Source organism: Janthinobacterium sp. GW460-12-1-14-LB5 (assembly GCF_059423585.1).
Genome location: NZ_JBWKYD010000047.1, coordinates 1 through 14,242, shown reverse-complemented (window position 1 = coordinate 14,242; position 14,242 = coordinate 1). Strand labels below are relative to the sequence as shown.

13 protein-coding genes are annotated in these 14,242 nt (G+C 62.5%); 8 read left to right on the top strand and 5 right to left on the bottom strand.

The window, feature by feature from the left end; translation table 11 throughout:
- Positions 1-216: 216 nt before the first annotated feature.
- Both AC07X6_RS28155 and AC07X6_RS28150 read right to left on the bottom strand, forming a co-directional pair.
- On the bottom strand, positions 217-1,245 hold the full coding sequence (locus tag AC07X6_RS28155) for a ParB/Srx family N-terminal domain-containing protein (protein ID WP_494793164.1): 1,029 nt from the start codon (positions 1,243-1,245) through the stop codon (positions 217-219).
- Between the two features lie 25 nt (positions 1,246-1,270).
- Positions 1,271-2,488 carry a hypothetical protein gene (locus AC07X6_RS28150; protein WP_494793163.1) on the bottom strand — a complete coding sequence of 406 codons (1,218 nt, stop codon included), beginning with the start codon at positions 2,486-2,488 and terminating at the stop codon, positions 1,271-1,273.
- 237 nt (positions 2,489-2,725) lie between these two features.
- Between AC07X6_RS28150 and AC07X6_RS28145 the strand changes: the two genes are divergently transcribed.
- Both AC07X6_RS28145 and AC07X6_RS28140 read left to right on the top strand, forming a co-directional pair.
- Positions 2,726-2,935: a type II toxin-antitoxin system RelE/ParE family toxin gene (locus tag AC07X6_RS28145; RefSeq protein WP_442908110.1), complete on the top strand. Its 210-nt coding sequence runs from the start codon at positions 2,726-2,728 to the stop codon at positions 2,933-2,935.
- Between the two features lie 125 nt (positions 2,936-3,060).
- Positions 3,061-3,399: a helix-turn-helix domain-containing transcriptional regulator gene (locus AC07X6_RS28140; protein WP_494793162.1), complete on the top strand. Its 339-nt coding sequence runs from the start codon at positions 3,061-3,063 to the stop codon at positions 3,397-3,399.
- A gap of 15 nt (positions 3,400-3,414) precedes the next feature.
- Here the strand turns inward: AC07X6_RS28140 and AC07X6_RS28135 are convergent, their stop codons facing one another.
- Genes AC07X6_RS28135 through AC07X6_RS28125 form a run of 3 tightly spaced genes read right to left on the bottom strand, consistent with a single transcriptional unit; the run spans position 3,415 to position 6,312 of the window.
- The gene (locus AC07X6_RS28135; protein ID WP_474290755.1) at positions 3,415-4,437 is read right to left on the bottom strand and encodes a Gfo/Idh/MocA family oxidoreductase; all 1,023 of its coding nucleotides are present in this window, start codon (positions 4,435-4,437) and stop codon (positions 3,415-3,417) included.
- 29 nt (positions 4,438-4,466) lie between these two features.
- Positions 4,467-5,453 (bottom strand): inositol 2-dehydrogenase, encoded by a 987-nt coding sequence (gene iolG / locus AC07X6_RS28130; RefSeq protein WP_494793166.1) that lies wholly within the window; start codon positions 5,451-5,453, stop codon positions 4,467-4,469.
- The gene (locus AC07X6_RS28125; RefSeq protein ID WP_099375816.1) at positions 5,446-6,312 is read right to left on the bottom strand and encodes a MurR/RpiR family transcriptional regulator; all 867 of its coding nucleotides are present in this window, start codon (positions 6,310-6,312) and stop codon (positions 5,446-5,448) included. Before AC07X6_RS28125 ends, iolG begins: the two co-directional genes overlap by 8 nt.
- Positions 6,313-6,556: 244 nt before the next feature.
- Between AC07X6_RS28125 and AC07X6_RS28120 the strand changes: the two genes are divergently transcribed.
- The 6 genes from AC07X6_RS28120 to iolE form a co-directional block, all read left to right on the top strand.
- Positions 6,557-7,603, top strand: a complete 1,047-nt coding sequence (locus tag AC07X6_RS28120) for a sugar ABC transporter substrate-binding protein (protein ID WP_494793161.1) — start codon at positions 6,557-6,559, stop codon at positions 7,601-7,603.
- Positions 7,604-7,773: 170 nt separating this feature from the next.
- Complete coding sequence (locus AC07X6_RS28115; protein ID WP_494793165.1) at positions 7,774-8,895, top strand: ABC transporter permease; 1,122 nt, start codon at positions 7,774-7,776, stop codon at positions 8,893-8,895.
- A gap of 3 nt (positions 8,896-8,898) precedes the next feature.
- On the top strand, positions 8,899-9,684 hold the full coding sequence (locus AC07X6_RS28110) for an ATP-binding cassette domain-containing protein (RefSeq protein ID WP_230542447.1): 786 nt from the start codon (positions 8,899-8,901) through the stop codon (positions 9,682-9,684).
- Between the two features lie 8 nt (positions 9,685-9,692).
- The gene (locus tag AC07X6_RS28105) at positions 9,693-11,639 is read left to right on the top strand and encodes a bifunctional 5-dehydro-2-deoxygluconokinase/5-dehydro-2-deoxyphosphogluconate aldolase (RefSeq protein ID WP_494793160.1); all 1,947 of its coding nucleotides are present in this window, start codon (positions 9,693-9,695) and stop codon (positions 11,637-11,639) included.
- Positions 11,636-13,465 (top strand): 3D-(3,5/4)-trihydroxycyclohexane-1,2-dione acylhydrolase (decyclizing), encoded by a 1,830-nt coding sequence (gene iolD, locus AC07X6_RS28100; RefSeq protein ID WP_494793159.1) that lies wholly within the window; start codon positions 11,636-11,638, stop codon positions 13,463-13,465. Before AC07X6_RS28105 ends, iolD begins: the two co-directional genes overlap by 4 nt.
- Before the next feature lies 1 nt (position 13,466).
- Positions 13,467-14,242, top strand: a 776-nt coding sequence (iolE, locus tag AC07X6_RS28095; protein ID WP_494793158.1) for a myo-inosose-2 dehydratase, incomplete at its 3' end; no start/stop codon positions are given.

Here is a 14,242-nt window from a genome sequence, read left to right as displayed (position 1 = left end):
CGGCGGGGTCCACCGGGGCGACGGGCGCCGTGGTGGTGTCGCGATAGTCTTTGCCGCCACAGGCGGCCAGGCTGGCGCCCAGCGCGAGGGCGATGGCAATCGATAAGGTGCTGCGGCGGATGCTGTGCTTGTACATGGTGTCCCGTGATGTCGGCCTGAAAAGTGCCGACATGCTAGCGGGCGCAGATGTCAGGATGATGACACGCCGGGAGGTAACTAGCGCGGCAGCGACTTGCGGTAGTCGATGGCGTAGCGCAGCTTGCCTTTGTCTTGCGTCAATGCAGCCAGCGTTTCGCGGTCGACCTCGTCCAGCGCACCCAGATCCGACGCGCGCTTGCCGCCGCTGACGATGTCATCGGGCTGCAGCGCCACCATGGCCTGCGCCGCTTGCAGGATGACGCCGGCATACGCGGCGCGATCAAGCAGGTCGACGCGCGCCAGGTCCAGCGCCGGCTTGCCGCGCAGCCAGTCGGCCCAGTAAAACTCGAGAAATTCCGTGGCGTGCTCAGGCGGCTCGTAGCCGATCCCGCGCGTAAAGTAGACGAGCGAGCGGTAAGGATCGTCGCCAAGCGACTGCAAGCCGATGGCGGGCGGCAGCTGCTGCGGCGTGATGGCCTGGTTGCGGCCGTTTTTCAGCCACACCTTGTTTTCTGCGCGCATGCGTGCCCAGAACGCCGCGTCTCCCAGCGCGCTGAAATTGTCGCTGACCTTGACCCAGACCTTCAATTGATGATTGCGCCCGCCATCTGCATCCCAGAAGGTGGAAAACGTGTGGTGGCCATCGGTCAGGTACACGACGCCGCGCGGTCCGATGATGACCGTCTTCATGTCGTCCGGACGGCTGCCGACGGCCGCCTTGCAGCGGTAGCTGGCCGGCGGCGCGGCCAGGGTGGCGCCGGCCACGTTGGCCGTGTTGGGCAAGACGTCGCCCTGGCCATTGGCTTCGCACAGGTCGGCAAATTTCTTCGGCTTGGCGATGTCGGCGATGTGCTTTTCTTCGGCCGCGTAGCGTCCCAGCTTGTAATACACCTGGTCGTAGCCGACGGCCGGCTGGGTCGGCTGCAGTTCATCGAGGCGCACCTGCAGGATGCGCGGATGGGCGGCGCTGCCCACGGCTGTCGCCATCAGTGCCTGCTGGCGCGCGCTGAGTGGCGGTGCCGTGGCGACGGCCGCATCCCTGGCCCATGCCGCATTGCTGACGGAAAGCGCCAGCAGCAGGGCGCCGGCAGTATGCGTGACGTGCATGCGACTCTCCTTTATCGTTTGTGCCTCATTCCAGCAGCGCGCTGGGCACGCGCGGCGACGACATCAGGTCGCGGAAGGCGGCCCAGTGCTCGGCGCGCGTACTGCCCTGGCGTTCGACATAGGCTTTCGCCATGTCCTGGCCCAGGTTGTAATTGATGACGTACGCACCCATGGCATCGTAGAACTGCAGGCGCTGCGCCGATTTTTCGGCCGGGTACAGGCGCACGTTGACCAGCCATTCCAGCGCTTCGTCGCGCGTGATGCTGCCTTCGAGGTACTGGCGGGCGATGTCGTTGTCGGCGTAGCCGAGCTTGGCCAGCAACTGGTTCAGCTGCGCATAGCGGGGCGCCAGCGCAGGATCGAGGCCGGCCAGCGGGTACAGCACCTGCTGTTCGAAGTCCAGCCGCTCCGCATCCGTGAAACTCAGTTCGATGCCGTAGTTGGCCGTGCCTTCGGCGATCAAGGATTGCGGCGAATACAGCGGATAGATGCAGTACTCCATCCAGCCCCTGCCGCGCACCAGGTCGCGTTCCAGCAGCACGTTGTAGACGTGGTGGCCCGGATACGCTTCGTGGCAACCGAGGTCGACGGCGCGATCGATATACACGGGCAAGTCCGTATTGATCTGGATCACGCTCTGATAGTTGCCCTTGTACCAGTTGTAGCCGCTCCAGGGTTTATTTGTGACAAATTCCAGCACGAAATCTTCGCCGTCGGGCAGGGCGATGTACTGCAAGGTGCGCTCGCGGCCCATGCGGATGGCCGCATCCATGACGGCGCGCAGCTTGTCGGCCGGAATGACAAGTTGCGCGCGCAAGGCATTCACGCGTGCGCTGACCGTGCCGTCGCCGGGCAGCAAGGCATCGATCTGCTCCACCAGTGCTTCGTACCAGGCACGGCTGTGATGGGGCGAGACGGCATCGTACAGGTGCGCGCTTTCCGTATCGAAATCGAGGCGTAATCCCTGCAGCATGTCTGCCTTGGCCAGCACGGCGTGCAACTGCTTGCGCAGGTTGACGGCGCGCAAGGAGGCGTCACTGGCCAGCAGGGCCAGCGCGTCCTGCGCGGCAGCCTGGATATCGCTCAAACCCTGTTTCCGCTCTGCCGCTTCCTGTTGCCAGGCGGGCGGGCCGTAATAGGCGTCGACATACGAGGCATCGTGCTGGCCCATGGCCAGGACCAGCTTGACGTAGCATTCGGCCACGTCGGCAAGGTGAGGGGAGTTGCTGTCGTTGTTCGTCATGGCGGCAGGGTTTTTCGCGGTTGGGCAGCGCTTATTGTATAGCGCAATCGGATGCGCGTGAGGCGCGTACGCGCCATATCATTTCTTTACAGTAACTGGGGAAACGCATCTTGATATACATCAGTGATCCCGGCATTCGGCACCTGCGTCACGCGGTTTAGCCGCAAGATGACGTGGTCTTCTTTTTTATGCATACGCGTGATTTTCTCCTTGATCTTTCTTCGTTTATGGACGAATATGATATACGAGATCCGGCACTATCTGACGTCATCGGGCAGGGATTTATACACGGAATGGCTGAAACGCCAGCGCGATAACACGGCCAGGGTGGCCATAGCCCGGCGCGTGTTGCGTATGATTCCCGGCAATTTTTGCGACCATAAATTTTGCCACGATGGCGTGTGGGAATTGCGCATCGACGTGGGGCCTGGTTACCGCGTGTATTAAGCCATCGCCGGCGAACAGATCATTTTATTGCTGTGCGGAGGCGCAAGCGCGAGGCGACAAGCGTACCCAATCGAAAGATATCGAATACGCCTGTGCTTGCTGGCACGACTGGAAGGAGAGGGGACATGAAAGAGGAACTCAGCAAACCACCGAGAGACCGCTCGCATGACGAAGCGATGGCCGAGCTGTACTGCGACGATCCCGATCTCGCCCTTGAACTGATCAACAATATCCTCGTCGATGGCGACCACGGCGAACTGCTGGCCGTGCTGCGCCAGCTGACGCGCGCCTTTGGCGGCGTGCCCGCCGTGGCGCAGGCGGCCAGGCTCAATCCTACCCAGCTGTATCGCACCTTGTCGCCCGAGGGCAATCCCTCGCTGAGCACCTTGACGGCCATCCTCGATGCCATGGGCTTGCGCCTGGCCGTCGAGCTCAAACAGCCGTTTTCTGCACCGGCCGCCTGAGTCCCTGCCTTTGGCTTAAAACTCCACAGGCCGTGCTTCGCGCATGGCTTGCGTCATGGCCAGGCCGATGCGCGTCGCTTCCGTCGCGTCGTGCAAGGTCAATGACAGGGTGCGCCGGCCCAGCGCCGCATCCGTAAACTCCTGCGCCTCGATCAGGAAGGCGTCGGCGAAGCGGGCATAGAAGTCCGGCGTGCATTCGTTGCGCACGCCATGCGCGTCCGAAATTTCCACCCTGTTCAGGCGTGGATTGCTGCCCACGGCCAGGCGGCCGCCCGTGCCGAACACTTCCGTCAGCGTTTCATGGCCATGCGCCATGGTGCGCGACGCCATGAAGCTGGCCATGCTGCCATCGCTAAACTCGACCGTGGCCAGGCCATTGTCGACGTCGCCGAAGGCCTGCAAGCCCGTGTGGATGGCGTTGGTGCCGCTCGCATACACGCGCTTGGGCACAGGATTGCCCAGCAGCCAGCGCGCCAGGTCGATATCGTGCACGCTGCAATCGAGGAAGATGCCGCCGCTGGTGGGGGCGAAGCGCATGAAGGCGCCGCTGGGATCGTTCTGGTCGCAGGTCTGCGAACGCACGAGATACGGCTTGCCGATCAGGCCCTGGGCGATCTTTTGCTGCGCGTCATGGTAGCTGGCGTCGAAACGCCGCACGAAACCGATCATGATGGTCAACTGCGGGTGGCGCGCCGCCTCCGCTTCCACCTTCAGGCAGTCGGCCAGGTCCAGCGATAGCGGTTTTTCGCAAAACACGTGCTTGCCGGCGCGCAAGGCGGCGATGATCTGGTCCGCATGCAGCGAGGTGGGCGTGACGAGGAAGACGGCGTCCAGGCCCGGATGGGCCAGCAGGGCGTCGTAGTCGGCATAGCCGGTGGTGATGCCGAGCTGGCTGGCGGCCCAGTCCAGTTCGGCCGGCACGGGGCTGCAGGCGGCGACTACTTCGGCATTCGGCACGCGCTGCGCCAGGTTGATGGCGTGGCGCTGGCCCAGCCGGCCCAGGCCGACGATGCCGACTTTTAATGTTGGGGATGACATGGTGTCTCCAGTATCTTGTTTTTGTATTTTTATAGGGTCACGACGCGCTGTTCGCGCCACGACAGGGTGGCCGCCTCGGCCAGTTCCAGTGCCTTCAAGCCATCGTGGACGGTGGTGCGCAGCGGCGTGCCGTGGCTGAGGGCGTCGAAGAAATGTGCCATTTCCTGCGCGTAAGCGTGGCGATAGCGTTCCAGGAAAAAATCTTCCGGCTTGTCCACGCTGACGTTCACGGCACCATACGCCGTCACTTCCGTCGGCTTGTGGTTGCCCGCCTGCAGCATGCCGGCGCTGCCCAGTACTTCGAAGCGCTGGTCGTAGCCGTAGGCGGCGCGGCGCGAGGCATTGATCTGGCACAAGCGGCCCTTGGCCGTGCGGATGGTGACGACGGCCGTGTCCAAATCTCCCGCTTCGCCGATGGCCGGGTCGACGAGGCAGCTGCCGGTGGCGTGTACGCTGACGGCTTCATCGTCGAGTATCCAGCGGAAGATGTCGAAATCGTGGATCAGCATATCCTTGAAGATGCCGCCCGAGACCTTGATGTAGCTCACGGGTGGCGGCCCCGGATCGCGGCTGGTCACAATGAGCAACTCCGGCGTGCCGATTTCGCCCGCCTCAATCCGTGTCTTGACGGCATGGAAGGTGGGGTCATAGCGGCGCTGGAAGCCCAGCATGCACAGCACCTTGGCTTCCTTCACGGCGGCGGCGCAGGCGCGCGCCCGGTCGAGGGTCAAATCGACGGGTTTTTCGCAAAAGATGGCCTTTCCGGCAGCGGCCGAGCGCAGGATCAGGTCTGCGTGCGTGTCCGTGCTCGAGGCGATGACGACGGCCTTGACGGCCGGATCGGCCAATGCCGCTTCCACCGTGGCGCTGCTACCGCCATGCAAGCCGGCCAAGGCGGCGGCCGCTTCCTGGTTGACGTCGACCACGTACTTGAACTGTACGCCGGGCTGGGCAGCCAGGTTGGCCGCGTGGATTTTGCCGATGCGTCCGGCGCCGAATAACGCTACTTCAATCATCATGTTCTCCTGGGGTGTGGATTTCTTCGATGTCGAGCTCTAGTTTGTATGCCAGCGCGATGAACAGCGCCTGGCACAGGCAGATGGTGCTGGTCAGCGAGCGGAAGGCGAAGGCGCTGCCCTCTGTGACGGTGAGCAGCGCGTCGGCGGCCCGCGCGAGCGGGGCCAGCTTGCTGTCGGTAATCACCAGGACCTTGGCGCCCTTGTCCTGCGCCGCCTTGATGCACTGCTGGGTTTCCTTGCCGTAAGGCGAGAAACTGATGGCGATCGCCACATCGCGTTCGCGCACGCTGCGCATCTGTTCGCGGTGCATGCCGCCCAGTCCGCTGATCAGGTGCACGCGCTTGTCCGTGTGTTCCAGCGCGTAGGCGATGTAGGAGGCGATCGGAAACGACCGGCGCACGCCGATCACATAGATATTTTCCGCTTTCAACAGCAGGTTGACGGCCGCTTCCAGCTGGGCGTCGTCGAGCCCTGCCGCCAGGTCGTCGAGACCGGCGCGGCTGGCGCCGACGAATTCGCGCGTCAGGTCGCCCGCGCTGAGGGCGGCGTCGCGCGTGGAAATGAGCTTGCGGATGCGCTGCTGGTAGTCGGGCGTGGCGCCGGCCTGGTCCGTGTAAGCCTGGCGGAACACATCCTGCATTTCAGAAAAACCCGTGTAGCCGAAGCGCTGCGCGAAGCGCACGATGGCCGACGGCTGCACGTCGCAGGCGCTAGCGATGTCGCTGATGCGTTCGAGCATCAGGCTGGCACGGTGCTTTTCAATGTATTGCGCGATGACTTTCAGCTGGCGCGACAGGTTGTCGTACTCGGCGGCAATGTGCTGCATCAGTTGTTCGATGGGGGCGGTGGCTGCCATGTTTTTTCCTTGGTGTACTTGCTGGGCCGTGATGGGTGCGGCTGGTTCTGGCGAGAATTATAGGAGGGAATCCTAAAAATAGAAACGAATTTCTATTTAAATTTATTTTGAAAATTTTATTGCATTTGTCTTTTTTGTGGCCTAAGCTGTGCGCAGTGCATCGGGTCTTGCCGGCTTTTCGGCTCCCCGTTGACACGCTTCAAAAGCTGGCAACTATAAAAATTAATCCTTCAAGGAGACATTCATGCAAAGCAATAAGCGTAAGGGATTTCTGAAGAGCCTGGCTGTGCTGGGGCTCGGCCTGGGACTGGGTCTGGGCATGAGCGCCAGCCACGCGGCAGGCGAGAAATTCGTGCTGATCAGCCATGCGCCCGATTCCGATTCCTGGTGGAATACGATCAAAAATTCCGTCAAGCAAGCAGGTGAAGACTTCAATGTCACCGTCGACTACCGCAACCCGCCGAATGGCGACCTGGCCGATATGGCGCGCCTGGTCGAACAATCGGCGGCCCGCAACTACGACGGCGTGATCGTCAGCATCGCCGACTTCAGCGTGCTGCAAAAACCGCTGGGCCTCGTTGCCGCCAAGAAGATTCCGTTTGTCACGATCAACTCCGGTACCCTGGCGCAAAGCGAGCAGCTGGGCGCCGTGATGCACGTGGGCCAGCCTGAATACGAGGCAGGCAAGGGCGCCGGCGAAAAAGCCAAGGCGGCCGGCATCAAATCGTTCGTCTGCGTCAACCATTACGCGACGAATCCATCGTCGTTCGAGCGCTGCCGCGGCTTTGCCGAAGCCATCGGCGTCGATTTCAAGGCCGCCACCCTGGATGCGGGCGAAGATCCGACCACCATCGAAAGCAAGTTGAGCGCCTATCTGCGCAACAACCCGAAAACCCAGGCCGTGCTGGCGCTGGGGCCCACCTCGGCCCACGCTTCGCTGAAGGCGCTGGAAAAGATGGGCTTGAAGGGCAAGATGTGGTTCGCCACGTTCGATTTGTCCGATGACATCTCGAAAGGCATCAAGGATGGCAGCATCCAGTTCGCCATCGACCAGCAACCCTACCTGCAAGGCTACATCCCCGTTGCCGTGCTGGCCATCATGAAGCAGGACAAGACCACGGACCTGGCCAAGGTGCGCGAAAAGCTGATCAATAACGCCAAGTTCAAGGCGCGCCTGGCCGAATATGGCCTGGCACCATCGTATGGCCCGCGCCATATCGGTTCCGGTCCTGGTTATGTCACCAAGGACAATATCGGCAAGGTGGAGAAATACGCCGGCCAGTTCCGTTAAGCACCCGCTTTTCAATTCAATCAATACTTAGTTGATGTCCCCGCGCGCAGGCCAAGCTTGCCGGCGCGCGGGTCCTGCCGCCCTGAAATTGTTGTCGAGGCTGGCAGGTTGCTATAAATCAAGGGAGACATAGCATGAGTACCGTGAAATTCAGCGTGGAACAGGGCGGCATGGCCGCCTCGGGCACGCCGCCGCAAAAGCAGGGCCTTGATGAGCGCGTGGGGCAGGTCAGCTGGCTCAAGCGGCTGTTCAGCCGTCCTGAGTTCGCCTCGATCTCGGGCGCCATCCTGGTGTTTGCCTTCTTCATCCTGACGGCCGGCGATTCCGGCATGTTCAACCTCGACGGCGTGATCAACTGGGCGCAAGTGGCCGCTTACCTGGGCATCATCGCCATCGGCGCCTGCGTCTTGATGATCGCCGGCGAATTCGACCTGTCGATCGGCTCCATGATCGGCTTTGCCGGCATGATGATCGCCATTCCTTCCGTGTATTTCCACTGGCCCGTGTGGGCCGCCATCCTGTTCGCCTTTGTCGGTTCGATGGTGCTGGGCTGGCTCAACGGCTACCTCGTCATCAAGACGCGTTTGCCGTCGTTCATCGTCACCCTGGCCTTTTTGTTCATCCTGCGCGGCCTGACCCTGGCCCTGTCCATCATGTTTGCCAACCGCACCATCGTCAGCGGCATCGGCGCGCTGGCCGCCGACGACTGGCTGGCCATGACCCTGTTCCATGGCGAAGTGGGCACTTCGCTGTTCGCCTGGATGGCCAAGGCGGGCTGGATCACAGCGCTCGACAATGGCGCACCGCTGGTCAAGGGCATCCCCAAGGTCATCGTCTGGTGGGCGGGCCTGGCGCTCGTGTCCGGCTTCGTCCTGGCCCGCACCCGCATCGGCAACTGGATCTTCGCCGTCGGCGGCGACGCCAACGCGGCCAAGAATGTGGGCGTGCCCGTGAAAACCATCAAGGTCTCGCTGTTCGTCTTCACGGCCTTCTGCGCCTGTTTATTTGCCACATTGCAAGTATTTGACGTGGGATCGGCCGCCGCCGACCGCGGCATGCAAAAGGAATTCGAAGCCATCATCGCGGCCGTCATCGGCGGCGCCCTGTTGACGGGCGGCTACGGTTCCGTCGTCGGCGCCTGTTTCGGCGCGCTGATCTTCGGCGTGGTGCAGATCGGCATTACTTATACGAATATCAATTCTGACTGGTTCCGTGTCTTCCTCGGCGTCATGCTGCTGATCGCGGTACTGTTCAACAACTTTGTCCGTGCCCGTGTCACGGAAGCGAGATAAGCCATGAGCGAATACATCCTTGCGCTGGAAAACATCAGCAAACGCTTCGGCTCCGTCATCGCCCTGCAAAACGTCACCTTGCGCCTGAAACCGGGCGAAGTACATTGCCTGCTGGGCGATAACGGCGCCGGCAAGTCGACCCTGATCAAGACCCTGGCCGGCGTGCACAAGCCCACCGATGGCCAATACCTGGTCGATGGCAAGCCCGTCAGCTTCAATTCGCCGAAAGAGGCGCTCGACCTGGGCGTGGCCACCGTCTACCAGGACCTGGCGCTGGTGCCCCTGCTGTCCGTGGCGCGCAATTTCTTCATGGGCCGCGAACCGATCAAAAAAATGTTCGGCGTGCTGCCCGTGATGGATATGGACTATGCGGCCACCACGGCGCGTGACAAGCTGGCCGAAATGGGCATCATGGTGCGCGACCCGCACCAGGCCGTGGGCACCATGTCGGGCGGCGAACGCCAGTGCCTGGCCATTGCCCGCGCCATCCACTTCGGTGCGCGCGTGCTGATCCTCGACGAGCCGACGGCCGCGCTGGGCGTCAAACAATCGTTCAATGTGCTGAAACTGATCTACAAGGCGCGCGAACGGGGCTTGTCCGTGATCTTTATCACCCACAATGTGCACCACGCCTATCCCGTGGGCGACTCGTTCACCCTCTTGAACCGGGGCAAGTCGCTGGGCACTTACACCAAGGAAACCGTTTCCAAGGATGAAGTACTCGACATGATGGCGGGCGGCGCGGAAATGCAAACGCTGATGGCTGAACTCGACGGTGTCACGATTTAAGGATAACCATGAATAACCCGACACAATTTGCCCAGGGCCGCGCGCTCGACGTGATCTGCCTGGGCCGCCTGGCGGTGGACCTGTACGCGCAGCAGATCGGCAGCACCCTGGAAGACGCGACGAGCTTTGCCAAGTACCTGGGCGGCTCGTCGGCGAATATCGCCTTCGGCACGGCCCGGCTGGGCTTGAAGTCGGCCATGCTGTCGAAAGTGGGCGACGACCACATGGGCCGCTTCTTGACGGACACCTTGGCGAAGGAGGGCTGCGACGTCAGCCACGTGGGCATCGACCGCGACCGCCTGACGGCCCTCGTCATGCTGGGCATCAAGGACAAGAACACCTTTCCGCTCATCTTTTACCGTGAAAATTGCGCCGACATGGCCATCGACGCATCGTCGGTGGATGCGGCCTTCATTGCCTCAAGCAAGGCGCTGTTGATCACCGGCACGCATTTTTCGACCGCCGCCATGCACGCCGTCAGCACGCAAGCCTTGAAATTGGCCCGCGCGAATAACGTGCGCACCGTGCTCGACATCGATTACCGGCCCGTGCTGTGGGGCTTGTCCGGCAAGGCGGACGGCGAAACGCGTTTCGTTTCCAGCGAAGGCGTGACCCGTCACCTGCAGTCCATCCTGCCGCAGTTCGACCTGATAGTCGGCACGGAAGAGGAATTCATGATCGCCGGCGGCGGTGCCGACATCATGGCGTCCCTGCGCGCCGTGCGGGCCGCCACCCTGGCGACCCTGGTCGTCAAGCGTGGCCCGCTGGGCAGCGCCGTCATCGACAGCGTGGTGCCGCAAAGCCTGGACGACGCGTATAACTACCGCGGCGTGCGCGTGGAAGTGCTGAACGTGCTCGGTGCGGGTGACGCTTTTCTCTCCGGCTTCCTGAAAGGCTGGCTGCGCGGCGAGGATTATGAAGCGTGCTGCCGCTACGCGAATGGCTGCGGCGCCCTCGTCGTATCGCGGCATGGTTGCGCACCGGCCATGCCGTCGCCCGTCGAGCTCGACTATTTCCTGGCCAACGCGGCCAAGCTGACGCAGCCGGACCAGGATGCCACCTTGTCGCGCCTGCACCGCACGACGGTGGCGCGCAAGGAGTGGAATGAGCTGTGCGTGTTCGCGTTCGATCACCGCACGCAATTCTTTGAGCTGGCGCAACAAGCGGGCGCGCCCGAATCGCGTATCTGCGCCTTGAAGCAATTGATGGTGCAAGCGGTGGCGCAGACGGAAACGGCCTTGCAGCTGGCCGGCAAGACGGGCGTGCTGATCGATGGCCGCTATGGCGTCGATGCCCTCAACGATGCGACGGGACGCGGCTGGTGGATAGGCCGTCCCGTGGAATTGCCCGGTTCCAATCCGCTGCAATTCGACTGGGGCCGCTCCATCGGCTCGCATCTGCTCAGCTGGCCAAAGGAACACGTGATCAAGTGCCTGGTGCAACTGCATCCGGACGACGCCGTGGAAAACCGGCTGGAACAGGAAGCGCAGATCAAGGCCCTGTATGACGCGGCGCAAGTGAGCGGTCACGAACTGTTGCTGGAAGTCATACCGTCGGACTCTTTGCCGCACGGCGACGACACGGTCTTGCGCGCCGTCAAGCGCCTGTACAACCTGGGTATCTATCCGGAATGGTGGAAGCTGGAAAGCATGTCAGCCAAGCAATGGCAAGCCATCGATGCCCTGGTGCACGAGCGCGATCCGTATTGCCGTGGCGTCGTCTTGCTGGGCCTGAACGCGCCCATCGACAAACTGGCCGCCAGTTTTGAACAGGCCAGTGCCAGCACGACGTGCCGCGGCTTCATGGTCGGCCGCACCATCTTCCAGGAACCGAGCCGCCGCTGGCTGGCCGGAGAACTCGATGATGCGGGCCTGATCGCCGCAGTGCGCGCCAACTTCGAACAGCTGATCAGTTTGTGGCAACGCACGCGCAACCGCCTGGAGCGTGCCGCATGAGCGCCACTGTCCGCTTGACCATGGCGCAGGCTTTAGTCCGCTACCTGTCCGTGCTGCGCACCGAGGATGGCCAGCCCTTGTTCGGCGGCGCCTTCGCCATCTTTGGCCACGGCAACGTGGCGGGCCTGGGCGAGGCGCTGTACCAGTACCGGGAATCCTTTCCTACCTACCGCGCCCACAACGAGCAGGCGATGGCGCACTCGGCCATTGCCTATGCGAAAGCCTACATGCGCCGGCGCATGATGGCGGTGACCAGTTCCATCGGTCCCGGCGCCACGAATCTGCTGACGGCCGCCGCCCTGGCGCACGTCAACCGCCTGCCGGTCTTGCTGTTGCCCGGCGACGTCTTCGTCTCGCGCGCGCCGGACCCCGTCTTGCAGCAACTGGAAGACGCCAGCGACGGCAGCGTCTCGGTCAACGATGCGTTTAAACCTTTATCGCGCTACTTCGACCGCATCGTGTATCCGGAGCAATTGCTGACCGCCTTGCCGCGGGCGATTGCCGCCTTGACGGACGCGGCCGCTTGCGGCCCCGTGACCTTGTCCCTACCGCAAGACGTGCAGACGATGGCGTATGACTATCCGGCCGACTTTTTCGAACCGAGAGTCGTGCGTTTCCGCGCCGTGCCGCCCATCGAACAGGAACTGGAAGAAGCGGCAGCGTTGCTGAAAAACGCGAAACAGCCGCTGATCGTGGCCGGCGGCGGCGTGTTGTACGGCCAGGCGGGCGCCGCCTTGCAGGCGTTTGCCGAGCGGCACGGCATTCCCGTGGCGGAAACCCAGGCCGGCAAGAGCAGTTTGCCATGGGACCACCCAATGCAGCTGGGCGCTATCGGCGTCACCGGTTCGCCTGCCGCGAATGCGCTGGCGGCGGACGCGGACGTGGTGCTGGCCGTCGGCACACGGCTGCAGGATTTCACGACGGGGTCCAACTCCCTGTTTGCGCAGGCGCAACTGCTCAGCCTGAACGTCAACGCTTTCGATGCGCTGAAACGCCGCGGCCTGGGCCTGCAGGCGGACGCGACACTCGGCTTGCAGGGGCTGTCGCGCCTGCTGGGCAGCTGGAACAGCGCGGGCCAGTGGCTGGACCGCGCGCAGCAGGCAGGGAATGCCTGGCGCGCCACCGTGGCGTCCATTACCGGCAAACGCGAGGTCGCCGGCTTGCCGTACGACGGCGAAGTCATCGGCGCCGTGCAGCGTTCATCCAAGGATTCCACCACCCGCGACATCGTCGTCTGCGCGGCAGGGACTCTGCCGGCCGAACTGCACAAGCTGTGGCGGACAAGCACGCCGGGCGGCTACCACATGGAATACGGCTATTCGTGCATGGGCTATGAAATCGCCGGCGGCCTCGGCGTCAAGATGGCCAAACCCGATGCCGAGGTGATCGTCATGGTGGGCGATGGCAGCTATCTGATGATGAATTCGGAAATCGCCACCTCCGTCATGCTGGACAAAAAACTGATTATTGTCGTGCTCGACAACCGCGGCTACGGCTGCATCAACCGATTGCAGCAGGCGTGCGGCAATGCCTCGTTCAACAATATGTTGCCCGATAGCGCACCGCGCATCGACTTCGCCCTGCATGCGCAATCCCTGGGCGCGCTGTCCGAACACGTTGCCGACATTGGCGAACTGGAACAGGCCATGCTGCGCGCCCGCGAAGCTAGCCGCACGTATCTGATCTGCATCAATACGGACGACACGCGCACGACCGAGGAGGGTGGCTGCTGGTGGGAAGTGGCCGTGCCCGAGGTCTCCACGCAAGCCGGCGTGCAAGCTGCCCGTGCCCGTTATGAAAACGATCGCCTGAAACAAAGGAATTGAAATGACTACATGGAATGTGAAGATCGGCATCAACCCGATTTCGTGGATGAACGACGATTTGCCGAGCCTGGGCGGCGAGACGCCTTTGGAAACGGCGCTGAAAGAGGGCGCCGAGATCGGCTACATGGGTTTTGAGCTGGGCAACAAGTTTCCGAAAGATGCCCCGGCCCTGAACGCCGTGCTGGGTAAATACAATCTTGCCTGCGTCTCCGGCTGGTATTCGGGCCGGCTGGCGCACCGCAGCGTCGAAGAGGAGATTGCCTCCGTCGCATCGCATTTGCGGCTGCTGGCCGACAGCGGCGCCACCGTCATGGTCTACGGCGAAGTGGCCGACGCCATCCAGGGCGAAGCCCGTCCACTGTACAAACGCCCCCGCTTCCAGACGCAGCAGCAGTGGCAGGACTACGCCGATAAACTCACGGCCTTTGCCGCCCACCTGCTGGCGCACGGCGTACGGCTTGCCTACCATCACCACATGGGTGCCTACGTGGAAACGCCCGCTGACGTGGATCAACTGATGGCCTTGACGGGGCCGGAAGTCGGCTTGTTGTTTGATACGGGTCATATCACCTTTGCCGGCGGCGACGCGTTGGCGGTGCTGAATAAACACATCGAACGCATTTGCCACGTGCATTGCAAGGACGTGCGCCCGAATGTGGTGAAACTGGCGAGAAATGGCCACTGGAGTTTTTTGCAGGCGGTGATCAATGGCGCCTTCAGCGTGCCCGGCGACGGCTGCATCGACTTCCCGGCCATCCTGACGCGCTTGTATCTGCA

Coding starts and splice junctions, on each gene's coding strand:
- AC07X6_RS28155 (WP_494793164.1), bottom strand. CDS start 1,245: ATGCACGTCACGCATACTGCCGGCGCCCTGCTGCTGGCGCTTTCCGTC.
- AC07X6_RS28150 (WP_494793163.1), bottom strand. CDS start 2,488: ATGACGAACAACGACAGCAACTCCCCTCACCTTGCCGACGTGGCCGAA.
- AC07X6_RS28145 (WP_442908110.1), top strand. CDS start 2,726: ATGATATACGAGATCCGGCACTATCTGACGTCATCGGGCAGGGATTTA.
- AC07X6_RS28140 (WP_494793162.1), top strand. CDS start 3,061: ATGAAAGAGGAACTCAGCAAACCACCGAGAGACCGCTCGCATGACGAA.
- AC07X6_RS28135 (WP_474290755.1), bottom strand. CDS start 4,437: ATGTCATCCCCAACATTAAAAGTCGGCATCGTCGGCCTGGGCCGGCTG.
- iolG (WP_494793166.1), bottom strand. CDS start 5,453: ATGATTGAAGTAGCGTTATTCGGCGCCGGACGCATCGGCAAAATCCAC.
- AC07X6_RS28125 (WP_099375816.1), bottom strand. CDS start 6,312: ATGGCAGCCACCGCCCCCATCGAACAACTGATGCAGCACATTGCCGCC.
- AC07X6_RS28120 (WP_494793161.1), top strand. CDS start 6,557: ATGCAAAGCAATAAGCGTAAGGGATTTCTGAAGAGCCTGGCTGTGCTG.
- AC07X6_RS28115 (WP_494793165.1), top strand. CDS start 7,774: ATGGCCGCCTCGGGCACGCCGCCGCAAAAGCAGGGCCTTGATGAGCGC.
- AC07X6_RS28110 (WP_230542447.1), top strand. CDS start 8,899: ATGAGCGAATACATCCTTGCGCTGGAAAACATCAGCAAACGCTTCGGC.
- AC07X6_RS28105 (WP_494793160.1), top strand. CDS start 9,693: ATGAATAACCCGACACAATTTGCCCAGGGCCGCGCGCTCGACGTGATC.
- iolD (WP_494793159.1), top strand. CDS start 11,636: ATGAGCGCCACTGTCCGCTTGACCATGGCGCAGGCTTTAGTCCGCTAC.